This window comes from Massilia sp. UMI-21 (assembly GCA_015277795.1).
GTDB lineage: Bacteria > Pseudomonadota > Gammaproteobacteria > Burkholderiales > Burkholderiaceae_D > Telluria.
In genome coordinates this window covers 541,072-566,241 of record CP063848.1, presented here as the reverse complement: position 1 = coordinate 566,241, position 25,170 = coordinate 541,072, and the positions used below count along the sequence as shown (strand labels likewise).

The 25,170-nt window shown below is 67.0% G+C and carries 20 protein-coding genes and 1 riboswitch; of the genes, 7 read left to right on the top strand and 13 right to left on the bottom strand.

Features of this window, described 5'->3' with window-relative positions:
• The first annotated feature begins 13 nt into the window (after window positions 1–13).
• The 3 genes from egtB to IM543_02525 all read left to right on the top strand — a co-directional run bounded on the left by egtB (window position 14) and on the right by IM543_02525 (window position 2,770).
• On the top strand, window positions 14–1,201 hold the full coding sequence (gene egtB, locus IM543_02535; GenBank protein QOY94806.1) for an ergothioneine biosynthesis protein EgtB: 1,188 nt from the start codon (window positions 14–16) through the stop codon (window positions 1,199–1,201).
• 88 nt (window positions 1,202–1,289) lie between these two features.
• Entirely contained in the window at window positions 1,290–1,799 is a 510-nt protein-coding gene (locus IM543_02530; protein QOY94805.1) for a histidine phosphatase family protein, read from the top strand.
• A gap of 20 nt (window positions 1,800–1,819) precedes the next feature.
• Window positions 1,820–2,770 (top strand): hypothetical protein, encoded by a 951-nt coding sequence (locus IM543_02525; GenBank protein ID QOY94804.1) that lies wholly within the window; start codon window positions 1,820–1,822, stop codon window positions 2,768–2,770.
• A 25-nt stretch (window positions 2,771–2,795) separates the two neighbouring features.
• Here the strand turns inward: IM543_02525 and IM543_02520 are convergent, their stop codons facing one another.
• From IM543_02520 to IM543_02510, 3 genes are all read right to left on the bottom strand, one after another.
• Window positions 2,796–4,556 (bottom strand): M14 family metallopeptidase, encoded by a 1,761-nt coding sequence (locus tag IM543_02520; GenBank protein ID QOY94803.1) that lies wholly within the window; start codon window positions 4,554–4,556, stop codon window positions 2,796–2,798.
• Window positions 4,557–4,706: 150 nt separating this feature from the next.
• A complete protein-coding gene (locus IM543_02515) occupies window positions 4,707–6,290 on the bottom strand; it encodes a PDZ domain-containing protein (GenBank protein ID QOY94802.1) in 1,584 nt (527 codons plus the stop codon).
• A 134-nt stretch (window positions 6,291–6,424) separates the two neighbouring features.
• Window positions 6,425–9,988, bottom strand: a complete 3,564-nt coding sequence (locus tag IM543_02510; GenBank protein ID QOY94801.1) for an indolepyruvate ferredoxin oxidoreductase family protein — start codon at window positions 9,986–9,988, stop codon at window positions 6,425–6,427.
• A 205-nt stretch (window positions 9,989–10,193) separates the two neighbouring features.
• Here IM543_02510 and IM543_02505 point away from each other — a divergent pair, with 205 nt between their 5' ends.
• Window positions 10,194–10,709 carry an Lrp/AsnC family transcriptional regulator gene (locus IM543_02505; GenBank protein QOY94800.1) on the top strand — a complete coding sequence of 172 codons (516 nt, stop codon included), beginning with the start codon at window positions 10,194–10,196 and terminating at the stop codon, window positions 10,707–10,709.
• Window positions 10,710–10,816: 107 nt separating this feature from the next.
• On the opposite strand, the gene IM543_02500 is transcribed toward IM543_02505, so the two are convergent.
• The 6 genes from IM543_02500 to IM543_02475 form a co-directional block, all read right to left on the bottom strand.
• Window positions 10,817–11,479: a GNAT family N-acetyltransferase gene (locus IM543_02500; protein ID QOY94799.1), complete on the bottom strand. Its 663-nt coding sequence runs from the start codon at window positions 11,477–11,479 to the stop codon at window positions 10,817–10,819.
• Between the two features lie 52 nt (window positions 11,480–11,531).
• A complete protein-coding gene (locus tag IM543_02495) occupies window positions 11,532–13,076 on the bottom strand; it encodes a diguanylate cyclase (protein QOY96491.1) in 1,545 nt (514 codons plus the stop codon).
• Between the two features lie 108 nt (window positions 13,077–13,184).
• A complete protein-coding gene (locus tag IM543_02490) occupies window positions 13,185–14,417 on the bottom strand; it encodes a multifunctional CCA addition/repair protein (GenBank protein QOY96490.1) in 1,233 nt (410 codons plus the stop codon).
• 23 nt (window positions 14,418–14,440) lie between these two features.
• The gene (locus IM543_02485; GenBank protein QOY94798.1) at window positions 14,441–15,160 is read right to left on the bottom strand and encodes a glutathione S-transferase family protein; all 720 of its coding nucleotides are present in this window, start codon (window positions 15,158–15,160) and stop codon (window positions 14,441–14,443) included.
• Between the two features lie 43 nt (window positions 15,161–15,203).
• Window positions 15,204–16,166 (bottom strand): complex I NDUFA9 subunit family protein, encoded by a 963-nt coding sequence (locus tag IM543_02480; GenBank protein ID QOY94797.1) that lies wholly within the window; start codon window positions 16,164–16,166, stop codon window positions 15,204–15,206.
• A 50-nt stretch (window positions 16,167–16,216) separates the two neighbouring features.
• Window positions 16,217–18,298, bottom strand: a complete 2,082-nt coding sequence (locus IM543_02475; protein ID QOY94796.1) for a transglycosylase SLT domain-containing protein — start codon at window positions 18,296–18,298, stop codon at window positions 16,217–16,219.
• Between the two features lie 32 nt (window positions 18,299–18,330).
• On the opposite strand from IM543_02475, the gene IM543_02470 reads away from it, so the two are divergent.
• Window positions 18,331–18,930 (top strand): 5-formyltetrahydrofolate cyclo-ligase, encoded by a 600-nt coding sequence (locus IM543_02470; GenBank protein QOY94795.1) that lies wholly within the window; start codon window positions 18,331–18,333, stop codon window positions 18,928–18,930.
• Between the two features lie 198 nt (window positions 18,931–19,128).
• On the opposite strand, the gene metF is transcribed toward IM543_02470, so the two are convergent.
• The 4 genes from metF to IM543_02450 all read right to left on the bottom strand — a co-directional run bounded on the left by metF (window position 19,129) and on the right by IM543_02450 (window position 23,175).
• Window positions 19,129–19,959 (bottom strand): methylenetetrahydrofolate reductase [NAD(P)H], encoded by an 831-nt coding sequence (metF, locus tag IM543_02465; GenBank protein ID QOY94794.1) that lies wholly within the window; start codon window positions 19,957–19,959, stop codon window positions 19,129–19,131.
• On the bottom strand, window positions 19,946–20,302 hold the full coding sequence (locus tag IM543_02460; GenBank protein ID QOY96489.1) for a phage holin family protein: 357 nt from the start codon (window positions 20,300–20,302) through the stop codon (window positions 19,946–19,948). Before IM543_02460 ends, metF begins: the two co-directional genes overlap by 14 nt.
• A 112-nt stretch (window positions 20,303–20,414) precedes the next feature.
• Entirely contained in the window at window positions 20,415–21,824 is a 1,410-nt protein-coding gene (locus IM543_02455) for an adenosylhomocysteinase (GenBank protein ID QOY94793.1), read from the bottom strand.
• 28 nt (window positions 21,825–21,852) lie between these two features.
• Window positions 21,853–21,925, bottom strand: a riboswitch (S-adenosyl-L-homocysteine riboswitch).
• Between the two features lie 83 nt (window positions 21,926–22,008).
• Window positions 22,009–23,175, bottom strand: coding sequence for a methionine adenosyltransferase (locus IM543_02450; protein ID QOY94792.1), 1,167 nt, complete (start codon window positions 23,173–23,175; stop codon window positions 22,009–22,011).
• Between the two features lie 202 nt (window positions 23,176–23,377).
• Here IM543_02450 and IM543_02445 point away from each other — a divergent pair, with 202 nt between their 5' ends.
• Window positions 23,378–24,229 carry a lysophospholipid acyltransferase family protein gene (locus IM543_02445; protein QOY94791.1) on the top strand — a complete coding sequence of 284 codons (852 nt, stop codon included), beginning with the start codon at window positions 23,378–23,380 and terminating at the stop codon, window positions 24,227–24,229.
• Window positions 24,226–25,089 carry a lipid A biosynthesis acyltransferase gene (locus IM543_02440; GenBank protein ID QOY94790.1) on the top strand — a complete coding sequence of 288 codons (864 nt, stop codon included), beginning with the start codon at window positions 24,226–24,228 and terminating at the stop codon, window positions 25,087–25,089. The genes IM543_02445 and IM543_02440 overlap by 4 nt, the downstream gene beginning before the upstream one ends.
• Window positions 25,090–25,170: the final 81 nt, after the last annotated feature.

Below are 25,170 nucleotides of genomic sequence, written 5' to 3'. Positions count from 1 at the left end.
GTACAATGCCCGCATGATCAGCGCTCACGCATCGTTTCGCAGCATGGACCCGGCCGCGCTGGACGCCGCCTTGCAGGATACTCGGCGCCGCACGCTCATCCTGTTCGATGCCTTTGCCGCCGCCGGCTACGCCGAGGCGGCGCGCGTTCCCCGTCTTCCCATCCTGAACCCGCCGCTGTGGGAGCTCGGCCATACCGCCTGGTTCGCCGAGTGGTACGTGCTGCGCGAGGCCTGGGGCAGCGCAGCGGGCGAGGCCCGCGGTGCTTCCCTGTTGGCGCAGGGCGACGCCTGGTTCGATTCGAACACGGTGTCGCACGCCGCGCGCTGGACCCTGGCCCTGCCCGCCCCGGGCGCGCTCAAGGCGTATTGCCGCGCCGTGCTGGACCGCATTCGCGAACGCCTGGCGCGGACCGGCGCCGACGATGGCGCGCTCTACCCCTATCGCTTGGCGCTGGCGCACGAGGACATGCATGGCGAAGCCCTGCTGTACACCCTGCAGACCCTGGGCCTGGCCGCGCCCGCGCCGGCGCCGCCGGTCGAGGCCATGCCTTCCGGCGAACTCGCTTTCGAGGGCGGCAGCTTCCTGCTCGGGGAGAGACAGTCCGGTTTCGCGTTCGACAACGAAGGGCCGCCCTTGCCCTGCCGCGTGGCGCCGTTCGCCATCGATGCGGGCCTGGTGACGAATGCCGCCTACCTGGCCTTCGTGCGCGACGGCGGCTACGTCCAGCCCGCATTCTGGAGCGATGAAGGCCTGGCCTGGCTGCGCTCGACAGGGCGCGCCGCGCCGCGCTACTGGCAGCAGGACGACCAGGACTGGGGCGCCAGTCGCTTCGGCAGCCGGATCGCCCTGGACCCGGGTGAACCGGTGCGCCACGTGAGCCTGCACGAGGCGCAGGCCTATTGCCGCTGGGCCGGCAGGCGCCTGCCGCTGGAGCAGGAATGGGAATGGGCGGCGCGCGCCGGCCAGTCGGGCTTTGCCTGGGGCGGCTTGTGGGAATGGACGGCCTCGCCCTTCCTGCCCCGTCCGGGATTTCGCGCCGATCGCTACCGCGAATACTCGGCGCCCTGGTTCGGCGGCCGCCAGACCCTGCGCGGCGCCTCCTTCGCCACGCCGCCGCGCATGCGCTCGCCGGTCTTCCGCAATTTCTTCCCGCCCGCGCGCGACGACATCTTCGCCGGCTTTCGCACCTGCGCGGCCTGACGCGGCGCCGGCCCAGCCGACCGATGCCCCGACGGCGCGTGCTATTCTGCGCGCATTCGTCAACCACCCACTGCACCGAGAGGATTCCATGAGACTGTCCACCCGCCTGTTCCACTGCCTGTCGCTCAGCATCGCCATGCTCGCCAGCGGCGCCGCGCTGGCCGAACCGAGCGCGGTCTACCTCGTGCGCCACGGCGAAAAGGCAAGCGTGGGCCAGGACCCGGAGCTGACCGCCCAGGGCCAGGCGCGGGCACAGGCGATCGCCACCATCCTGTCGAAGACCGGGATCTCGGCGGTCTTCAGCAGCCCGACCCAACGCACCCGCCAGACCGCCCAGCCGCTGGCCCGGCACATCGGACTCGAGGTGCAGTTGTACGACCCGCGCGCACCGAAGGCGCTGGTGGAGAAGGTGAAGGCCTTGTCCGGACCGGTGCTGGTGGTGGGCCATTCGAACACCCTGCCGGAGCTGGTCCGCCTGTTCGGCGGCGCACCCGGCGCCGACATCGGCGACGACGAATACGACCGCCTGTACCAGCTCAGCCCGGGCGCCGGCGGCGCGGTCCGCACCGTCCTGCTGAGCACCCCAACCGCCCCCTGAGCGGCGCCTCAGCCGCCGTCATGCGTCCGACCATCTTCATCAGCATCGCGTCCTACCAGGACCCGATGCTGTTCTTCACCCTGAACGACGCGCTGGCCAAGGCCGCCCGCCCGGAGCTGCTGGCGCTGGGCGTGGTCGACCAGCATCTCCAGGACCAGCGCACGGAAATCGCGGCCCTGCCCTTCGCGCGCCAGGTACGCTACCTGCACCTGCACCCGCAGGACACGCTGGGCGTGAGCTGGGCACGCAGCATCGCTTGCTCGCTGTATGACGGCGAAGCCTTCCTGCTGCAGGTCGATTCGCACACCCTGTTCGAACCGGGCTGGGACGAGCAGCTGCGCAAGCTGCATGCGAAGCTGGGCGCACGCTCGGCCAAGCCGATCGTCAGCACCTATCCCTACCGCTTCGACATGGTCGACGGCAGGCCCCAGTACAGCCCGGGCGACGGCCGCACGGCGCTGGTGCTGCGTCCGCATCCGGAAAAGGGGCTGGCGCCGGACGACGCGGTGCTGCGCTTCATGGCGCGCCACCTGTTCACCAGCGAACCGGTGCCGGGCTGCCACCTGTCGGCCGGCTTCCTGTTCGCGGCAGGCAGCTTTGTGGAAGAAGTGCCCTACGACCCCTGGCTGTATTTCCATGGCGAGGAGCAGAGCCTGGCGGTGCGCGCGTTTACCCGCGGCTGGGACATCTTCCATCCGCTGACCACGCCGGTCTACCACCTGTACAAGAACGAGGGCACTACCTACGCCACCCACCACTGGCATGGCGAGCACGACGCGCGGCGTGCCTTTGAATCAGGCTACCTGATCGAGCGGGCCAAGCAGCGCCTGAACCGGCTGCTGATGGGCGACGGCCTGCCCGGCGCCTATGGCCTGGGCAGCGTCCGTACGCTGGCGCAGTACCGCGAACTGAGCGGCATCGACTACGCCAACCAGACCATCAGCGACCCGTTCGACGGGCAGCTCCGCTAGGCGAGCCGCCACGGCCAGCGAGCCCTTAGGGAGCGACGTTGGCGCGCAGCACCGGATACAGCCTGAAGCGCTCGTCCCACGACGCGTGGCGCTGGTAGAAGAAATCCAGGCGCGCCTGCGGGTTGGCGGCGAAGGCGGGATCGGTCTCGACGCGGCGCTTGAACGCCGCGGCGAGTGCCGGGTCGGCCGCCATCTGCTCGCGCGCCACGTCCTCGGCCACGTACTCTTCCATGTACTCCTTGCGCTCGAAGGCATTGTTGAAGAAGCCCCAGGCCAGCAGCGAGTCCGGCGCCTGCGGCTCCAGCATCGCCACCACCAGGCGCGCCTTCGGCTGGTTGACCGGCACGAACAGCGATCCCGGCAGCACGGCGCGCGGCTCGGCCTTCCAGGCGCCGTCGACGCTCAAGCGCTGGTGCGATTCGAAGGAGCTGGCGCCGAAGTTCGCCTTGTCGGCGCGGAAGGTTTCCACCGGCGCCTGCGCAATCGCCTTGCCCAGCCTGCGGAAGGCGATGCCGTGCAGCGCCAGCTTGGGCGCCACGATGCCGGCCCAGGCGGCCGGCACGATGTAGCCGGCGCGCGGGGCCGTCACCACCAGGTCCGGCACCACTTCCTCGCGCAGCGGCACGCGCCACACCTGCGGCTTGCTTTCGTCGTAGCGGGTCATCAGGATGCCCGACACGTCGGACGGCGTGCGGGTGTACGCATAGCCCTGGAAGTCGACCATCTCGGTCTTGTCGGTGGTGCGGTAGGTCAGCGCGACCGGGGCGCCCGCCAGTTGCGAGGCGCGCATGTCCGCCGCCTGGGCGGCCTGCTGCCATTGCTTGCCGTTTCGCGCGACCTGTTCCAGGATCGAGATCACGGTGTTGTGGGTCACGCGCACGCGGGTCGGATAGTCCTTCCACGAATGGGTCTCGACCAGCAGCGCCATGCGGTTACGCAGCGGGAAGTAGCCGGTCGAGAAGCGCGGGTCCGAGACGCCGTCGATGAAGCCCGACTGCGGATCGTCGGTCTTGGCGAAGGACATATAGTAGGACTGCGGCATCGACCCCTGCCTGGCGATGTCGGCGATCACCTTGCTGCGCAGGGCCAGGCCGGCCTTGCGGAATTCCGGGTCGCCCGAGTACACCGGCTCGACCTGGATCGAGACGTCGTGCTGGAACTTGGCGCCGTCGGTGACGTGCAGGTCGACATAGGTCAGCGGGTCCCAGGCATCGACCAGCTTGAGCATGGCCTGCATCTCGGGCGCGTCGGCCTTCAGGTAGTCGCGGTTGAGGTTGAAGTTCTGGGCAGTGACACGCCAGCCCATCTCGACCGGGCCGCGCTGGTTCGGGCGGTTCCACTTGCCGAAGCGCTCGTGGCCGTCGACGTTGAACACCGGGACGAACACCAGCACCTGCTTGCCGAGTGCGCCTTTGGCGAGCTTGCCTTGCAAGGTTTCGCGCAGGGCCAGGAAACCGGCGTCCTTGCCGTCGATCTCGCCGGCGTGGATGCCGCCCTGGATCAGGGTCACCGGCAGGCCCTGCTTCCTGGCGAGCTGCGGCGTGACGGCGCCGGTATCCGAGACCACCAGCGCCATCATCGGACGGTTTTCCGGCGTGAGGCCGAACTGGATGCACTTTACCTGCTTCGGATAGGCCTTGGCAAAGTCGCCGCACAGCTGGATGACTTCATCGTAGCGGCCGGTGGCCTGGAAGCCCGAGCGTTCGGACACGGTGGTGAGTTCAGGGGCAGCGTGGGCCAGGGGAACGGCGGCCAGCAGGGCCAGCAGCAAGGCGGAACGGATCATCAGGAAAACTCCGGCAATCGATCGGGTGGCAAAGCCGACGATTATAGTCCCGTTTCCGTAATGAAAAGAGCACGGCGGTAGGCACGGCGGTAGGCACGGCGGTAGGCACGGCGGTAGGGGCGGCCGTGCCCTTCCGATCGCAGGCGCAGCTTAAGGTCGCGGCCTGGTGTAGATCGACACTTCCTGCGCCGGATGACGCACGATCTCCATCGGTACCTGGCGCGCGCGGGTGGCCGGCGGGCAGGCGCCGGTCTCGCGGTAGGTCAGGGCCGCGGCCAGCAGGCCTTCGCTGCGGTCGCCGATCGGACGCGACAGGTCGTCGGCCACCTGGCAGGTCGGCGCCAGGCCGTCCGAGAAGTCGCCGAAGCCCTTGTCGTTCACGCCCTTGAACTCGATCGAGAAATAAGTGGTGCCGCAGTTCGGCACCGGCGTGAAGCCATAGGGCTTGCCGCAGGTCGTGCTGCCGATCACGTCGACCTGGATGTCGGCGCCGCGCAGGCCGTTGATCACCGCTTCGCTGGCCGAGCAGCTGCCCTGGGTGGTGAGCACGGTGACGCGCTTCAGGCCCAGGTAAGGCAGCGCCGTGCCGGCGCGCACCGGGTTCGGCGAGCTGAAGCCGTAAGCCGTGCTGCGGAAAGGAATGGCCGGCTGCTGCGGCGTCTTGTCGTTGAACTGCGGCCGCTCGAAGATCTTGCCGGCGGTCTGCGCCGGGCCGGCGATCATGTAGGACAGCTCGCTGGCGATGTAGAGCAGGCCGCCGCCGTTGTAGCGCATGTCGAGCACCAGGTCGCTGACCGCGGCCTGCTTGAAGGTACTGAAGGCATCCACCAGCTCTTTTTCCGATACCGCATTGTGGGTCTCGAAGCTCAGGTAGCCGACCTTGCCGGTCGGGGTATCGAGCACCTGCACATTCTTGACCGGGTCGATGCTCACGTCCGCCCCCGTCATCGTCACGTCGAAGGTGGTGCCGCCGCGCTGCAGGGTGAACTGGTGCGGCGTGCCCGCGGTGTCCGGGAACAGGCCGTCATTGATTCGCTCGACCTGGCTGGCGCTGCCGCCGTTGACGAAGTCGACACCGTCCACCTTGAGCAGCATGTCGCCACGGCGCAGGCCGGCGGCGTCGGCCGGCGAGCCCGGCTCCACCAGCGTGACCAGCCAGGTACGCGGCACGGTCGCGCTGTTGCGCTTCCAGGTCACGCCATAGCCCAGGTCGATGCCCGAGTTCTGCAGCTTTTCCCACTCCTCGGTGGCGTAGGTGAAGTGGTATTTGTCCTTCGGCTGGCCGGACGCGGTCAGGGCCGGCGTCTTGAGCACGTCGAAGTAGTCGATGGGATTGGTGAAATCCGCCATCCTGTAGGTGTTGGGGATCTCGTTGTACCAGAGGTAGTACTCGTTCGACCACGCGCGCAGGAATTTCAGCTCGTCGAGCAGCGTGCCCTGCCGGTCCGGGAACGGCTGCCCATTGAGATCGAGTCCGGTGCGCGGCTTGGCGCACAGGTTCCAGTAGGTGCCGAAGGCGTCGCCCAGCAGGTTCGGATTGAGGTCTTCCGGCGTCGCCGTGCCGCCCGGCGTGGTGGGCGTGGTGGGCTGCTGCGCGATCTGGCCGGGCCTGGTGCCGGCGCCCGGCGAACCGCCGCCGCCGCCGCAACCGGCGAGGACGAAGGCCGCAGCCAGCAGCGATGCGATCAGGCGGGGGGCGGTCGTTGCACGACCCTGTGCATATGGCGGTTTCATGCGTCCGATTATAGACGCGGCTACCAGGCCCAAGTGCAACCAACTGTAACAGTTGGGTCTGAGGAACAACAAGAAATGCTAGCGAGGTATTATCAAGCTGATACGGCCGAACTGGTGGCCGTATCAGCCTGTCATCAAGCGACGCGTGCGCTGTCGCCGGCGGGATGGTGGAAGGCCGCGAGCAGGGTCGCTTCCTTCTGCCTGGCCGCCTTCAGGTGGCGCTCCTTCACGTGGCCATAGCCGCGGATGTTTTCCGGGATGCTGGCGATCGCCACCGCTTGGGCCAGGTTCTCGGGCGTCAGCTTCGGCAGCAGCGTCTCGACGGTCTGGCGGTATTCCTGGATCAGCCCACGTTCGGTGCGCCGCTCGGCGGTGTAGCCGAACGGGTCGAACGGGGTGCCGCGCAGGCCTTTCAGCTTGGCCAGCACGCCGAACGCGCCCATCATCCACGCGCCGTATTCCTTCTTCAGCGCGCGGCCTTCCTTGTCGTGCTTGGCCAGCAGCGGCGGCGCCAGGTGGAACTTGAGCTTGATGTCGCCCTCAAACATGTTCGCGATCTTGGCTTTGAACGTCGGGTCGGTATGCAGTCGCGCGACTTCATACTCGTCCTTGTAGGCCATCAGCTTGTAGAAGTAGCGCGCCACGGCTTCGGTCAGGCGGGTGCCACGCTTGCCACCGTCGAGTTTCGCCTCGTGGGCGCGCACCTGGTCCACGAAGGCCTTGTACTGCGCGGCATAGGCGGCGTTCTGGTAAGCGGTCAGCAGTTCGACACGGCGGGCGATGACTTCGTCCAGGGTCTGGCTGCGCTTGAACTCGATCACCTGGGCCGGCGTCGTCAACTTCTTCACCGCGGCCAGGTCGTGGGCGGCGCTACGGCCCCAGTGGAAGGCGGCCTTGTTGAACGGCACCGAGACGCCATTCAGTTCGATCGCCTTGAGCAGCGAGGCCTCGGCCAGCGGCACGCGCCCCTTCTGGAAGGCATAGCCCAGCATGAACATATTGGTCGCGATCGCGTCGCCCATCAGGGCGGTGGCGATCTTGCCGGCGTCGACGAAGTCGACATTGTCGGCGCCGCAGGCCTGCAGGATGGCGCCCTTCGACCCCTCGGCCGGGAACTGCCAGTCCGGATTCTTGACGAAAGCCGCGGTCGTGGCGCCGGTCGAATTGACGGCGGCCCAGGTGCGGCCCTCGCCCATGCGGCTCAGGGCATCGCGGGAGGCAGCGACGATCTGGTCGCAACCGATCACCAGGTCGGCGCTACCGGTGCCGACGCGGGTCGAGTGCAGGTCGGCCTGGTGCTCGGCCAGGCGCACGTGCGACATCACCGGACCGCCCTTCTGGGCCAGGCCCGACTGGTCGAGCACGACGGCGCCCTTGCCTTCGACGTGGGCCGCCACCGCCAGGATCTGGCCGACGGTGACGACACCTGTGCCGCCGACGCCGGCGATCAGGATGCCGAAGGGCTCGGCCACCGACGGGATGCTCGGCATCGGCAGGCTGGGAGGCGTGGCGTCGGCGCTCGCGGCTTTCTTGGGCTTCTTCAGGCCGCCGCCTTCGACGGTGACGAAACTCGGGCAGAAGCCGGAGACGCAAGAAAAGTCCTTGTTGCACGAAGACTGGTTGATCTGGCGTTTGCGGCCCAGTTCGGTTTCCAGCGGCTCGACCGACAGGCAGTTCGACTGCACCGAGCAGTCGCCGCAGCCTTCGCACACGGCTTCGTTGATGACGGCGCGCTTGGCCGGGTCGGGGAACTCGCCTTTCTTGCGGCGGCGGCGCTTTTCGGAGGCGCAGGTCTGGTCGTAGATCACGGCCGACACGCCCGGCATCTCGCGCAGTTCCTTCTGCACGTCCATCAGCTCGGAACGGTGGCGCACGGTGACGCCCTCGGCCCAGGCGTAGTCGTCCGGGTATTTTTCGGGCTCGTCGGTGACGACGATGATCGGACGCACGCCTTCGGCGGCGATCTGGCGCGTGATCATGCCCGGATCGAGCGGACCGTCGACGTTCTGGCCGCCGGTCATCGCGACCGCGTCGTTGTACAGGATTTTGTACGTGATGTTGACCTTCGCGGCCACGGCCGCGCGGATCGCCAGGATGCCCGAGTGGAAATAGGTGCCGTCGCCCAGGTTCACGAACACGTGCTTCTCGTCGGTGAACGGCGACTGGCCGATCCAGGTCGTGCCCTCGGCGCCCATGTGGGTGAAGGTGGAGGTTTCGCGGTCCATCCACAGCACCATGTAGTGGCAGCCGATGCCGGCCATGGCGCGCGAGCCCTCCGGCACCTTGGTCGAGCTGTTGTGCGGGCAGCCCGAGCAGAAATAGGGAATGCGGTCGGTTTCCGGATTCGCCTTGGCCGGGATGCTCTTCAGCACCAGCTCCTTGTTCTCCAGGTAGGCGATGCGCTCTTTCACGCGCTGCTCGACCGGGTGGCCGGCGCAGTAGTGCGAGATGCGCGAAGCGATGGCGCGCGCAATCTGCGCCGGGTTCAGCTCGTAGGTGGCCGGCAGCAGCCAGTCGCCGTGGCCCATGCGGTCCTTGTTGCTCCATTCGCCGGTGTCGTCGAACTTGCCGACCACGCGCGGGCGCTCGCCGTCCGGCAGGTTGTACAGGGCTTCCTTGAGCGCGTATTCCATCACCTGGCGCTTTTCTTCGACCACCAGGATCTCGTCCAGGCCACGCGCGAACTCGTGCACGCCTTCGGATTCGAGCGGCCAGGTCATGCCGACCTTGTACAGGCGCAGGCCGATGTCGGCTGCGGCTTGCTCGTCGATGCCGAGGTCGGCCAGGGCCTGGCGGGTATCGACATAGCTCTTGCCCGCAGTGATGATGCCGATCTTCGGCTTCCGGCTGTCCCAGATGATGCGGTTGAGCTTGTTGGCGCGCGCATAGGCCAGCGCGGCGTACCACTTGAAGTTGCTCATGCGGACTTCCTGCTCCAGCACGGCGTCCGGCCAGCGGATGTTCAGGCCGCCAGGGGGCAGCTCGAAGTCGGTCGGCAGCGTGATCTGGACGCGGTCCGGGTCGAGATCGACCACGGCGCCCGACTCGATGATGTCGGTGACGCACTTCATCGACACCCACAGGCCGGTGTAGCGGCTCATGGCCCAGGCGTGCAGGCCGAAATCCAGGTATTCCTGTACCGAGGACGGGTACAGGACCGGGATGCCGCAGTGGGTCAGGATGTGGTCGGACTGGTGCGCCGTCGACGAGGACTTGGCCGCATGGTCGTCGCCGGCCAGCACCAGCACCCCGCCGTGCTGCGAAGAGCCGGCATTGTTGCCGTGCTTGAAGACGTCGCCGCAGCGGTCCACGCCCGGACCCTTGCCGTACCACATGGCAAACACGCCGTCGTACTTGGCGTCCTTATAGAGATTCGTCTGCTGGGTACCCCAGACGGCGGTTGCCGCCAGGTCTTCGTTCATGCCCGGGTGAAACTTGACGTGGTGGGCGTCGAGGTGCTTCTTCGCCTTCATCGCGGTCTGGTCGACGGCGGTGACCGGCGAGCCGCGGTAGCCGGTGATGTAGCCGGCGGTGTTCAGGCCGGCCTTGAGGTCGCGCTCGCGTTGGAGCATCGGCAGGCGCACCAGGGCTTGGGTGCCGGTCATGAACGCGCGGCCGCGGTCCAGAGTCCACTTGTCGTCCAAAGTGATGTCGTGCTGGGGCAGCGCCAGGTTGGCGCGTTCGGTCGGTGCGTTCATGCGGTGTCTCCGTAATCTGTCGCCAGGGATGCACGGGCGCGGGCTCTTGATGGCCGTTGGGGCGCGCAGGGCCGGGTTGGGTCGGCCTGATCCAGTAAGGCGCACAGTATAGTCCCGCCTATCCGGCATTAAATTCCAAACAATTCCCCCCGCCGACGAATTTGCGCAATAAAATTGCCGGGTTCGCGAATCCACTGAGGAAAACATGTCAAAAATCGAGCTCGACAAGACTGACCGCAAGATCCTGGCCGTGCTGCAGACCGACGGCCGGCTGTCGAACCAGGACGTTGCCGAGCGTGTCAACCTGTCCCCTTCCCCTTGCCTGCGCCGCATCAAGCGGCTCGAAGAAGCGGGCGTGATCCGCCAGTACGTGGCCCTGGTCGATCCGGACAAGATCGGGCTGGGTCTGCTGGCCTATGTGAACGTGCGCCTGGAAAAGCACAGTGAAGTGGCAGGCGGGGCGCGTGGCGGCCCGGGGCTGCCGGCCACCTCGCCGCGCAATGACTTCGCGGTGTCGGTGGGCACCTGGCCGGAAGTGGTGGCCTGCTACGCGATGACCGGCGAGATGGATTTTTTGCTGCGCGTGCACGTGGAAGACATGGACCACTTCTCGCGCTTCATGATGGGGACCCTGCTCAAGCACCCGGCGGTGCTGGATGTGAAATCGAGTTTTGCACTGCAGAGGATCAAGGAGACGACGGCGTTGCCCGTTGCCGGATGAGCGTAGGGTGGACGGCTTCGCCGTCCGCGCGTTCAAACCGCACTGCCGTAGCCAGCGCCGTCGTATGCGATGTTTCGTTGAACGCGCGGTCGGCATAGCCGACCACCCTACTTCTTAGGCGTCAGCCACTTCACCGCGGCGCGCGCATTGGCCTTGACGTTGTAATCGATCATGGCCCACTGCTCTTGCAGCGCCTCCGCCATCACGCTCCCGGGACTCGGCGGCGGCAGCCGCAGGTAGGCGTCGGCCTCGCCGTATTCGCGCTTGATCTCCATGCCTGCCTTGCGCGCGATGTGCATCATGGTCTGGTTCGAGGTCAGGCATTGCATGTACAGGGTATCCACGTCCGCATTGCGGCAGTGGATGGCCGCCCGCTGGAACAGGCGCGAGCCGACGCCCATCCCGCGCGCCGACGCCGAGACCGAGACGCCGAACTCGGCCACCCGTTCCTTTTGCGTCGGCTTGCCCTTGTCGGCCTTGGCGAAGGCAAGGTGCCCCACGCCGACCAGCTGGAACACGCGGTTCAGCACGCCGAACACGATGTCGTGCCGGAAATCGATCTTGCCGACGTACGTGGCGATCGCGTCGTCCGGGATGACGCTGCCGAAACGCAGCAGGCGATCCTTGTCGTCCAGCGCCAGGAAATGGCGCAGGATGCGGCGGCGGTCGCGCTCGCCCAATTCCTTGACCAGCACGGTCGGACGGCCGGGCTTGCCATGATCCTTGCCGCCAAGGCCCTTCAGCCAGCGACGCAGCGGGTTGTCCAACATTCTCGCGATCCTTTTGTGCAGTGCAGCAATGGCGGAATTGTAGCGGATTCCGCTATTGCCCGCTGTGCTGCACCGGAACGATCCACTGGCTTGCCGGACTGACCACGAACACGCCCTTGCCCGACTGCTTGGCCTCGTACATCGCCTTGTCGGCCTCGGCCAGCAGTGCCGCCGAGCCGCGCGCCGCGCCCACTTGGCCGCGGGCGCTGGAAATGCCGATGCTGGCCGAGATCGAGACCGGATTGCCGTCCGCCTCGGTCACCGCCTTGATCTGGTCGAGCGCCAGCTGGGCCACCCGCAGCGCGCCTTCGCGCGAGGCGACGTCTTCGAGCATGATGACGAACTCGTCGCCGCCCAGGCGCGCCAGCGCATCCTCGGCGCGCAGCTTTTCCTGGACCCGGCGCGCCACCATCTGCAGCACCAGGTCGCCGGTCGCATGGCCGTAGGTGTCGTTGACGAGCTTGAAGCCGTCCAGGTCGATGAACATGATGACCACCACCGAATCGCGGCGGGTGGCGCGGGCCAGCGCGCGCTCCAGCAGGCGGGTCAGCTGGCGGTAGTTGATCAGGCCGGTCAGGCTGTCGTGCTGGGCCAGGCGCTCGAGCTGCCTGGATTGCGCCTCCAGCTCGGCGGTGCGCTCGGCGACGCGGTGCTCGAGGTTTTCGTTGGCCGCCTGCAGGCGATGGTTGACCTCGCCGATGATGCGGTAGGTACGGCGCAGCCGCATGCCGGCATAGGCCAGCAGCAGCAGCAAGAACACCGAGTAGGCGAGCAGGTAGCCGCGGAAGCGCTCGCGCACCGCCAGCGCGGCGTCGAAAGTACGGTCGAATTCGCGCCCCAGGCGGTCGAGGGCGGCGCCGGTGCCGGCGGCGGCGATCTGCGACTCGAGCCGGTTTTCCAGCGGGCGCTTCTCGAGGATCACACGGGCGGCCTTGATGATGGCATCCATCTTCTCGACCACGGCCGGCGAAAAGGCGATCTCCTGGGCCGCGATATCGCCCAGGATCTCCTCGATGCGCGCCGCCAGCGGCGGGCTGGGCACGACGTTGTAGCGCAGGATCTCGGTGAGCAGCGCATTGAGCGAGGCATCCAGGCGCACCACCAGGCGCGCCGGCGCCAGCGCCCCCTCAATGCCGCCGAGCTCGGTCTTGAGGTCGGCCACCGCCGGCGGCAGGTAGCTCAGCGCCTCGCGCAGCGGCGGGTTCTGGCGCCCGAACTGGATGGTGAGCAACTCCTTGCGCTGCATGGCGTCGCGCAGCTGGGTGAAGGCGGCCCGGACTGCCGGGCCGGAAGCCGGCACCGCCTCGCCGAGGCGGGCGGTGAGCTCGCGCATGCGCGGCAGTTGGGTGGTGAGCTGGGCCGCGGGAGGCGCGCGGCCGATGTGGGCGCGCAGGATATTGGCGTCCCACTCGGCGTCGAGCTTTTCCAGCTCGCGCAGGTTGAGCATCACGTCGTTGCGGACCTCGGGATCGGTTCCTTCCGAGCGAATATAGAAAAAAGCGAGCAGCAAGGCCAGTACCAGCACCACCAGGCCGGCAAGTTGCAGGCGGCGACGCGGTTTCAAGCTCGCTACACGCTGCGCCAGCACGGCAACCATCTTGTCCTCCGATGACATCGATTTCACATTGTTATCTGGCGAAGGATAGCAAATGCTGGCGGAACAGTCGTGCACCGTAGCGGATCCGGCCGGGCGGACCCGGTCACCCTAGGGCTCGCGCAGCGCCGCCTCGACCGCGGCCACCCGCGCCGCGTGCACGGCTTCGGGAATCTGCGCGCGCTGCCCGGCATGGCGCGCCGCGACCTCGCCGGCGTTGACGGCGCGTGCGACCTCCAGCGCGCGCAGCAGGTGGGGCCGCTGCGGATAGTCCTGGAAGCGCATCGGGTGCGTTTCGTGCCCGCGCCCGCGCGCATCGCACTCGCACGCCAGCAGCATCTGCGCGAAACGCTCCGGCTTGCGGAAGGCGTCGCAGCGCTCGAACAGGGTGACGATGGTGTCGGCCCGCAGCGCCAGGGCGCGGCTGACGTTGCCGTGTTCGCGCGCCGTCATCAGGGCCAGGTCGCGGCATTCGTTGGGCAGCTTGAGGCGCTTGCAGAGCTGCGTCACCAGCTGCGTGCCGAGGCATTCGTGGCCGTGCCGGGCCGGCCCGTGCGGGTCGGGCGTAGCGCCCTTGCCCAGGTCGTGCACCAGGGCGGCGAAGCGCACCTCGAGCGGCAGCGCTTGCGTCGCCGCGTAGTCGATCACCAGCATGACGTGCACGCCGGTATCGGTTTCCGGATCGTGCAGCGGCGCCTGCGGCACGCCCCACAGGGCGTCGAGTTCGGGCAGGATGCGCACCAATGCGCCGCAGTCGCGCAGCACGGCGAACATGCGCGAGGGCCGTTCTTCCATCAGCCCGCGCGACAACTCCTGCCAGACGCGCTCGGGCACCAGGGCGTCGACCTCTCCTGCGTCGACCATGCGGCGCATCAGCGCATTGGTCGTGTCGTGGACACGGAAGTCCGGAAAGCGCGCGGCGAAGCGCGCCAGGCGCAGGATGCGCACCGGGTCCTCGGCGAAGGCGCCGGACACGTGGCGGAAAATGCGCGCACGCAGGTCGGCCTGCCCATCGTAGGGGTCGACGATGCTGCCGTCGTCGGCGCGCGCCATCGCATTGATGGTGAGGTCGCGCCGCACCAGGTCGTCTTCCAGCGTCACGTCCGGCGAGGTATGGAAGACGAAGCCGTGGTAGCCCGGCGCGGTCTTGCGCTCGGTGCGGGCGAGCGCGTATTCCTCGTGCGTGTCGGGGTGCAGGAAGACCGGAAAATCCTTGCCGACCGGCCGAAAGCCCAGTGCCAGCATGTGCTCCGGGGTGGCGCCGACCACCACGTGGTCGCGGTCGGCAACGGGACGGCCGAGCAGCTCGTCGCGCACGGCGCCGCCCACCACGTAGCTGCGCATCGCGGGTGCCACGCTGTCCACCCTTACGCCTGCGGCAGGTCGAGGTCGTGCTGCGGGGTCGGATCGTCTTCGCGCATCGCTTCGTCGATCCAGTGCGCCACTGCCGGGTGGGCCAGCACGCGCTCGCAATAGGCTTGCAGGGCCGGGGCCAGGGCCACGCCATAGGTCTTGAAGCGGCACACCACCGGCGCGTAGAAGGCGTCGGCGATGGAGAAGTCGCCGAACAGGAAACCGTGGTGGCCGAAGCGCGACAGGCAGTCTTCCCAGATCTCGCAGACGCGGCCGATGTCGGCCTGGGCGCCCGGGGTGCGGCCGCGGCCCGGCAGCCTGGCCTGGATGTTCATCGACATCGCGCTGCGCAGTTCGCCGAAGCCCGCGTGCATCTCGGCCACGATCGAGCGCGCCAGCGCCCGCGCGGCAACGTCCTGCGGCCACATGTGCTTGTCGGGGAACTGCTCGGCCAGGTATTCGACGATGGCCAGGCTGTCCCAGATCGTCATCTCGCCTGCCAGCAACACCGGCACCCGGCCCGCGTGCGAATAGCGTGCGATGTTGGCGGCGGTCTCGGGCTTGTCGAGCAGGACGCGGATCTCGGTGAACGGGATTCCGAACGCCTTTGCCGCCACCCATGGCCGCATCGACCACGACGACACGTTCTTGTTGCCGATGACGAGGGTCAGGCCCGGCTGGCGGGCCTGCTCGAGGGTGGAAGACAGGGTCGGGTCGAGTTCGATGGTCTGCATGGTGTCCTGTGGTCGAAGGGGTTGGTCCTGACGCTGGGCGGAATCAGCGGCCGGCGTGCTCACGGTAGCGATCGAGGCTGTCGCCCCCTGCCAGATAGTGCGGTGCAACAGCCTCGAGCGACGTCAGCTTGATTCCCAGCGCGTCCGCTGTCAAGGCTTGTGTTTGCGCACTGACGACATTATCCGTCTTCATCGAATCGAGCTGGTCGCGACCGATGACCGGGTCGCCCGGCAACAGCTCGAACAGCCCCGCCTGCAAGCGCGCCGCCCAGTCCGGCAAGCCCAGGATGCGGCGCTCGTGGCCGGTGTAGCGCCCGCTCAGGCGTACCAGCTCGGCCAGGGTATATACCTGCGGACCGGCGAGCTCGATGGTGGCGCCGGCCAGGTGCGGGTCGCGCAGCGCCAGCGAAAAGGCGGCGGCCACGTCTTCGACATAGACCGGCTGGAAGCGCGCGTCCGGGCAGGCCAGCGGCACCACCGGCAGGTGGCGCTGCAGCCTGGCGAACATGGTCAGGAAATGGTCGCCCGGGCCGAACACCACCGAAGGACGGAAAATCGCCGCCTCCACCCGTGGCCGGCTGCGGGCGGCCAGCTCGCCGTCGGCCTTGGAGCGCTGGTACATCGAAGCGCCCAGGGCGCTGGCGCCGAGTGCGCTCATGTGCAGGTAACGCGGCACCCCGAGTTCGTCGCAGGCCTGGACGATCCGGCGCGGCAATTCCACGTGCAGGCGCCGGAAGCCGGGGCCGTAGGGCATGCCATGGCCGCCATGCAGCACGCCGACCAGGTTGATGACCGCATCGCAGCCGTCCAGGAGGCGCCGCAGCGCGGCGTCGTCGTGGATGTCGACCAGTTCCAGGTCGAGGTAGGGCAAGGTATTCAGGTGCTTGGCGGTCTCGTAATGGCGCGCCGCTACCCGCGTGCCGACCCCGTCCGCCGCCAGGCGCGCCAGCACATGGCCGCCGATGAAACCCGTGCCGCCGATGACCACCACGTTCCTGTCGCGCATGGCCGTTCTCCTTCAGGGAGCTCGCTGGGCTCCGTTGTGCTCAACCGGGTTCAGGGCAGGATGGAGGCGCGCTCGCGCGGCTGCACCGGACGCACCCGGGTGCGGATCGACTGCGGCTTGTTCTCGAACACGGCGGCGTAGTTGGTGGCATTGGCCAGCACGTTGCGCACGTAGTTGCGGGTCTCCGAGAACGGAATCGATTCGACGAACACCGCGCCCTCCATCGGCTGCTCGAGCCGCCCGCGCCAGGCGCGGGCGCGCGATGGCCCGGCATTGTAGGCTGCCGTGGCGAGGATTTCGTCGCCGTCGAAGTTCGCCAGCACCATGTTCATGTAGTTGGCGCCGAGCGTGATGTTGGTCCGCAGGTCGTTCAGCATGCTGTGCACGAAGTTGTCCATCCCGATCTTGGCCGCCACCCATTTACCGGTGGCAGGCATCACCTGCATCAGGCCGGAGGCGCCGACGCCGGAACGCGCATCGCTGATGAAGCGCGACTCCTGGCGGATCAGGCCGTAGACCCAGGCCTTGTCGAGGCCCAGGCCCTGCGCGGTCGGGTGCAGGACGTCCAGGTGCGGCGCCGGGAACCGCTGTGCGTAGTCGAGTTCGGTACGCGTGCGCAGCGAGGTCTCGACGGTACGGTCGAGCAGGTCGTTGCGCCGGGCGAGTTCGCCGGCGGCCAGCAACTGACGGTCAGACATGCCGCGCAGCCCCCAGTTCCATTCGCGGTTGCCTTCCGCGCGCAGGCGCAGGCTGTAGAACTTGAGCGCGCGCTGCAGGCTCGGGTTGGCGTTAACCGAAGCCAGCTCTTCCGTGCTGATCGGCGAGGCAGGCGGCGGCGCCACCACTTGCCGGCCGAGTTCGTCCAGCGCGAGCTGGCCGTAGAAGTGGCGCTGGGTGGCGACGCTCTCGAAACCGGCATTGGCTTGCGCCGTGCGGCCATCGTGCTTGTCGGCGCGCGCCAGCCAGTAGACCCAGGCGCTCTCGCCACGCAGGTGGGCCGGCATGGCCTCGATGGTGGCGCGCACGGTTTTCCAGTCACCGTGGCGCAGCGCGATGCGGGTCTTCCACTGCAGCTGATCGTTGGTGAGCGGCACGCCGTCGGCGCGCCGCCAATAGGTAGCGGCGTCCGGCGACAGGGCGATCGAGGCGGCATAGGCGATGCCGGCCCAGCCGGTCGCGCGTTCCTCGGCGCTCAGCCTGGGGCTGTTCTTGCCGAGCGCGACGGTGGCCAGCTTGAGGCTGGTGCGCGCCATGCGGCCGATCGCTACCAGGTAGATGGCGTGCTCGGCACGGGTCTTGCCGACCCCGCGTGCCATCGCGACGGCGGGCACGTCCACGGCCTGGGCCGCGCGGGTATCGGAAGCTCCCAGCAGTAACGCAATGCGGCGCGCCGGGCCGGTGGCGTCGGCTTCGCCGGCCAGGCGCAGCTGCCAGAGCAGGTCCTTTTCCTTGAACTGCCCGGTCTGCGCCAACTGCGTGATCAGGGCCGCGCAGGCTTCCCCGTAACCCTGCGGACTGACCAGCAAGGCCCGCGCCTCATCGCCGACCTGTTCGCCGCGGCTGGCACGCGCCAGCAGGGCATAGCAGCGCACCTGCAGATTGTCGCCGCGCGCCAGTTGGCCCACTTCGCGCTCGAAGCCGGCGAAGTCGCGGCGCCGGCCCAGGTCGAGCAGCCATTCGGTGCGCAACTGCTCGGCGATGGCCGTGTCGGGGTGACGGCGCAGCAGCGCGCCGACCTCTGCAGCCGTGGCGTCGCGCATCCGCGGTTTCAGACGATAATAGTCGACGTAGGACGCCAGCGGATAGTTCGGCGGCAGGCGCGATGCCAGCGCATTGGTACGCGCCGCATCGCTCTGGCGCGCGGCTTCGCGCAGCAGCAGGAAAGTATCGTCATCGGCCTGGGCCTCGGCGACCGGCACGGCGGCGGATGCGCCGGGCACGGTGGGGGCGCCGGCCGGCACCGGCGGCACGATCTGGGAGCTGGGCGCGGTCTGGCCGGAATCCGGGGTCGACCCCGCGGCCGTGGCAGGCGCAGATTTGGCGTGGACTGTCTCGGGTGCCAGCGTCCACAATGCAAACACAAGGGCAAGGGCGGCCGGCAGGGAGCCGGTTGTCAAACTCGATTGAAACATCTACAACTTTCAATGTACGCTGCATTCAAACCATGACCGGCGAATCAAGAATACCATGTGCCCCAGGGGCCCTGCCAGACACTGGCGCAAACGCCATGCTGGATAAACCACAGTTGCGCCGGACACTCAAGGAGCGGCGCCGCGCGATCGACCACGCCACCAAACGCGCCTGGGATGACCGCATCGGCACGCGCATGCTGGCGTGGTGGCGCGCCGATCCAGGGTCGGTATTGGGTGTGTACTGGCCACTCGCGGGCGAACCCGATTTACGTCCAGCCTACGCGGAATTGGCGGAAGCAGGCGTACGGCTGGCCTTGCCTGTCGTGATCGAGCGCGGTGCGGCGCTCGGATTTGCCGAATGGGTGCCGGGCGAAGCGACCGAGGCCGACAGCCTGGGCGTGGCGGTGCCGGTGGAACTGCGGATGCTGCAGCGGCCCGATGCCCTGCTGGTGCCCTGCCTGGGCTTCGATGCGCGTGGCTACCGGCTGGGGTATGGCGGCGGGTTTTACGACAGGACGCTGGCGCCGGAACCGCGTCCGCGCACGCTGGGCATTGCGTATGCGTGCCAGCAGGCGGTATTCGAGATCGGGGAATACGATATTCCGCTCGACGAGATCGTGACCGAAGGCTGACACCGCGTTCAATCGCATCATGGCCGAATCGTAGGGTGGGCGGCTCCGCCCGGCCTTGCGATCGGCCTGCGCGGCGGGCGCCGCCCACGCGTTCAAGCAGCGGGGGAGCAGCCGCACGGGCAACACCACGGTGGGTTGAACGCGTGGGCGGCCCACCCTACGGGCCGCGGCCATTCCAGGCCGCGGCCACAAGGCCAATTACTTCACCAGGCGCTGCCAGATCGCGGTGGTCGCCACCGCCTGGTTCATGCTGTAGAAATGCAGCCCCGGCGCGCCGCCCGCGAGCAGGCGCTCGCACAGGCTGGTGACCACGTCCAGGCCGAAGGCCTTGATCGAGGCGGAGTCGTCGCCGAAGCTTGCCAGCTTGTTGCGCACCCAACGCGGAATCTCGGCGCCGCACATGTCCGAGAAGCGCATCAGCTGGGTGTAGTTGGTGATCGGCATGATGCCCGGCACCACCGGCACGTCCACGCCCAGCTTGCGGGCGTTGTCGACGAAGTCGAAGTAGGCGTCCGCATTATAGAAATACTGGGTGATCGCGGCATTCGCGCCGGCTTGGACCTTGCGCGCGAAGGCTTGCAGGTCGTCCTGCGGCGAACGCGCCTGCGGGTGCATTTCCGGGTAGGCCGCCACTTCGATGTGAAACCAGTCGCCGGTTTCCTTGCGGATGAACTCGACCAGCTCGTTGGCGTAGCGGAACTCGCCGCCACCGCCGTAGCCGCTCGGCAGGTCGCCGCGCAGCGCCACCAGGCGGCGGATGCCCTTGTCCTGGAACTGCTGCAGGATGGCGCGCAGCGAGTCGCGGGTGCCGCCCACGCAGGACAGGTGCGGCGCCGCGTCGATGCCTTCGGACTGGATCTCGAGCACCGTCTGCAAGGTGCCCTGCTGGGTGGTGCCGCCCGCGCCGAAGGTCACCGAAAAATACTTCGGCCGCAGCTCGGCCAGCTTCTGGCGCACCACGCGCAGCTTTTCCGCGCCTTCATCGGTCTTCGGGGGAAAGAACTCGATACTGAAATTAGGAGTTTCCATCTTTGTCTTTGAGGAGCAAGGTAGAAAGCGCCCACGAAATAATGCTGTACAGGATCGCTGCCAGGAAGGCCGATCCGAATCCGGTGACCTCGAAGCCCGCGATCCAGTGCGACACCATCCAGAACAGGAGCGCATTGATGACGAGGATGAACAGGCCCAGCGAGACCACCGTCACCGGCAGGGTCAGGATCACCAGCACTGGACGGATCAGGGTATTGACCAGTCCCAGCACGAGCGCAGCGATCAGCGCGGTCGTGAAATTGGTGACGACGACGGAAGACATCAGGAACGGCAGGGCCATCAGGGCTACGGCATTGATCAGCCAGGTAATGAGCAGGCGCATGAGCATCGACTTTCGTGGTACACGGGCGCATCGGTTGCGCCGAACGCCCGGCTGTTGAAAAAACGGGCGCTGGTTTTGGTTAAACTCAGCGCCCGCAATGACTAGCTATCGATTAATAACGATAGTGGTCCGGTTTGTACGGACCTTCCGTTTTCACCGAGATGTAGGCGGCCTGCTCTTCGGTCAGCGTGGTCAGCTGGGCGTTGAGCTTTTTGAGCTGCAGGCGTGCGACCTTCTCGTCCAGGTGCTTCGGCAGCGTGTACACGCCGACCGGGTACTTGTCGGTGTTGGCGAACAGTTCGATCTGGGCGATGGTCTGGTTCGCGAACGACGAGCTCATCACGTACGACGGGTGGCCGGTACCGCAGCCCAGGTTCACCAGGCGGCCTTCGGCCAGCAGGATGATGCGCTTGCCGTCCGGGAAGATCACGTGATCGACCTGCGGCTTGATGTTTTCCCACTCGTACTTCTTGAGCGCGGCGACTTCGATCTCGTTGTCGAAGTGGCCGATGTTGCAGACGATCGCCTGGTCTTTCATCTTGAGCATGTGCTGCTCGGTGATCACATGGTAGTTGCCGGTGCAGGTAACAAAAATGTCGCCGTGTTCGGCAGCGTAGTCCATGGTCACGACGCGGTAGCCTTCCATCGCGGCCTGCAGGGCGCAAATCGGATCGATCTCGGTGACCCACACTTGCGCCGACAGTGCGCGCATGGCCTGGGCCGAGCCCTTGCCCACGTCGCCGTAGCCGGCGATGACCGCGATCTTGCCGGCGACCATGACGTCGGTCGCGCGCTTGATGCCGTCGACCAGCGATTCACGGCAGCCGTACAGGTTGTCGAACTTCGACTTGGTGACCGAATCGTTGACGTTGATTGCCGGGAAAGCCAGCTTGCCTTCCTGGTGCATCTGGTACAGGCGGTGCACGCCGGTGGTGGTTTCCTCGGTCACGCCCAGGATGCACGGCAGGCGCTTCGAGTACCACGACGGATCACGCGCCAGGCGGCCCTTGATCGCGTTGAACAGGCAGATTTCTTCTTCCGAACCCGGCTTGTCCAGCACCGAGATGTCCTTCTCGGCACGCACGCCCAGGTGCAGCAGCAGGGTGGCGTCGCCACCGTCGTCCAGGATCATGTTGGCCTGTTCGCCCGGCCATTCGAAGATGCGGTGGGTGTATTCCCAGTACTCGTCCAGGGTTTCGCCCTTGACGGCGAACACCGGGGTACCGACCGAGGCGATGGCGGCGGCGGCGTGGTCCTGGGTCGAGTAGATGTTGCACGATGCCCAGCGCACTTGCGCGCCGAGGGCTTCCAGGGTGCGGATCAGGACCGCGGTCTGGATGGTCATGTGCAGCGAACCGGCGATGCGCGCGCCCTTCAGGGGCTGGGCGCTGGCGTATTCCTCGCGGATCGCCATCAGGCCCGGCATTTCGGTTTCTGCAATGCGGATTTCCTTCTCGCCCCAGGATGCCAGGGAGATGTCTGCTACGTGGAAATCGTTGATGTCTTTGAGTACGGCGTTCATCACGCCCTCCTTTCAATGGTTGAAAAAAGTAACGTGAGCGCAGTTGCTGATATCCGAGCCTGGCAAAGAGGAATCTCTTCGTCGCAACGCTCCTCGGAACGGGTGAGTTTACCACGAGTGGCGGCCTGGTGGGCCGCCACCCTTGCTCCCTGCCCCGCCCGGCTTCCGGGCGGGTTGGAGAAAATCAGGACAGTCCGGCTTCGGCGCGCAGCAGCGCCGCCTTGTCGGTGCGCTCCCAGGTGAACTCCGGCTCTTCGCGGCCGAAGTGGCCGTAGGCCGCGGTCTTGGCGTAGATCGGGCGCAGCAGGTCGAGCATCTGCACGATGCCTTTCGGGCGCAGGTCGAAGTGCTCCATCACCAGCTGGGCGATCTTCTCGTCGGAGATGACGCCGGTACCTTCAGTGTACACGGTGATGTTGATCGGACGAGCCACGCCGATCGCGTAGCTGACCTGCACCTGGCACTGGCGCGCCAGGCCGGCGGCTACGACGTTCTTGGCGACGTAGCGCGCGGCGTAGGCTGCCGAACGGTCGACCTTGGAAGGATCCTTGCCCGAGAACGCGCCGCCGCCGTGCGGGGCCGCGCCGCCGTAGGTATCGACGATGATCTTGCGGCCGGTCAGGCCGCAGTCGCCCTGCGGGCCGCCGATGACGAAGCGGCCGGTCGGGTTGACCAGGAACTTGGTGCCCTCCAGCCACTCGCGCGGCAGGATCGGCTTGATGATCTCTTCGATGACCGCTTCTTCGATCTGCGAATGCGAGACTTCCGGCGCGTGCTGGGTCGACAGCACCACGGTGTTGACCGCCACCGGGCGGCCGTCGACGTAGCGCAGGGTGACCTGCGACTTGGCGTCCGGGCGCAGCCATGGCAGGCGGCCGTCCTTGCGCAGCTGCGACTGGCGCTCGACCAGGCGGTGCGCATAGTAGATAGCGGCCGGCATCAGTTCCGGGGTCTCGTCGCAGGCATAGCCGAACATCAGGCCCTGGTCGCCGGCGCCCTGGTCGAGATCCAGGCCCGCGCCTTCGTCCACGCCCTGGGCGATGTCCGGCGACTGCTTGTCGTAGGCGACCAGCACGGCGCAGCCTTTGTAGTCGATGCCGAAATCGGTGTTGTCGTAGCCGATGCGCTTGATGGTATTGCGCGCCACCTGGATGTAGTCGACGTTGGCGTGGGTGGTGATTTCACCCGCCAGCACCACCAGGCCGGTGTTGCACAGGGTTTCGGCTGCGACGCGCGCGTGCGGATCCTGCTCGAAGATGGCGTCGAGGATGCTGTCGGAAATTTGATCGGCGACTTTGTCGGGATGGCCTTCCGAAACCGATTCGGAAGTGAAGAGGTAGTCGTTGGACATGTGGGCTCCAGTTACTGCTGAGTGTTGCGCTGTTGTTGAACAAGATGCCGCAGCAACGGGTGCCTGCGACGCTTTAGCGACATTTATATTCCGCTTCGCAAGTTGTCTATTAACTCGGCGGATCCTGCATAAAGTGGTATTTTACGCTTCCTTCGAGAATTTTGCTCTACCACGACCCCTTCTTTCAACCCTGGTCAATCGCATGTTAGTTTCTTTATTCCGTGCACTATCGGTATTCCCATTGCCGTTTTTGCATGCTCTCGGCGCTGGCCTCGGCTGGCTCGTCTATTTGCTGTCGGGCTCCTATCGCCGCCGCCTGCGCGCCAACCTGGCCCAGGCCGGCTATGAACGGCACCTGAACGCCGCCGTCGCCGAAGCCGGCAAGGCCATCATCGAGCTGGCCTTCGTCTGGTGCGCCGATCCCAGGCGCGTGGCGCGCCACGCCAGCGTCGAGAACTGGGAACTGGTGCAGGCGCGGCTGGACGCCGGCCGCGGCATCGTGTTCCTGACCCCGCACCTGGGCTGCTTCGAGATGACGGCCCAGCAGATCGCGCTGCAGACGGCGCTGACCGTCATGTACCGCCCGCCGCGCAAGAGCGCACTGAAACCCCTGGTCGAGGGTGCTCGTGCGCGCCACAACCTGAAACTGGCGCCGGCCACCCTGTCTGGCGTGCGCATCCTGGCCAAGACGCTCAAAAGCGGCGAGCCGATCGGCCTGCTGCCCGACCAGGTGCCGCAGGAAGGCGAAGGCGTCTGGGCGCCGTGGTTCGGCCGCAGCGCCTACACCATGACCCTGCCCGCCAAGCTGGCGCAGCTGGGCAAGGCCGACATCCTGCTGGTCTACGCCGAGCGCCTGCCGCGCGGCCGCGGCTACGTGGTGCGCTTCGTGCCCTTCGAGGGCAGCCTGGAAGGCAGCGCCGCGGACCAGGCGGCGGCCATCAACCGCGCCATGGAGCAGTTGATCAAGCGCTGCCCGGCGCAGTACTTCTGGAGCTACAACCGCTACAAACAGCCGGAAGGCGTGAGCGGTCCGGAAAGCGAGGCCGCGGCATGAGGCTCCTGCTCGGTATCATGTGGCTGCTGCACTTCCTGCCGCTGCCCATCCTCGGCCGCCTCGGCGAAACGGTCGGCAGCCTGATGTTCCTAATCATGGGCAAACGGCGCCGCATCACCCTGACCAACCTGCGCCTGTGCATGCCCGAGAAGCTCGAGGCCGAGCGCCAGGCCATCGCCAAACAGCATTTCCGCGCCTATGCGCGCAGCATCTTCGAGCGCTCGATCCTGTGGTGGGCGCCGGAAGCGCGCGTGCGCAGCTATATCCAGGTGGAACCGGCGGTGCCGCAGGCCGAGATGGAAGCCGGCCCGACCATCCTGCTGTGCCCGCACTTCGTCTGCCTCGACGTGGCCGGCGTCGCGTCGCGCGTGATCCCAGTGTGCAGCATGTATGTGCCGCAAAAGAACGAAGCGTTCGACAAGCTGCTGCGCCACGGCCGCGAACGCTACGGCCCGGTGCGCCTGGTGACGCGCAAGGAAGGCATCAAGCCGATCCTGCGCGCGCTGCGCGACGGCCTGCCCTACTTCATGCTGCCGGACATGGATTTCGGCGAGAAGGATGCCGAATTCGTTCCCTTCTTCGGCATCCCGGCCGCCACCCTCACCGCCCTGGGCCGGATTGCCGCGACCACCGGCGCCAAGGTGATCCCGGTGGTGGCCACCTACCTGCCGAACTACCGGGGCTGGCGTGTGCGTTTCTATCCGGCGTGGGAGAATTACCCGGGCGACGACATGGTCGAAGCGACCCGCCGCATGAACGCTTTTATCGAAGATCGCGTGCGCGAAGCCCCGGCCGAATACTTCTGGACGCACAAGCGTTTCAAGACCCGGCCGCCGGGCGAACCGTCGTTCTACGATTAAACAATCAGTCAATCAGAGCGCCTGACGACATCCCTGGGGCAAGACGATGCAACGCGGCCATAGGGCGAATTGTCCGGCGCT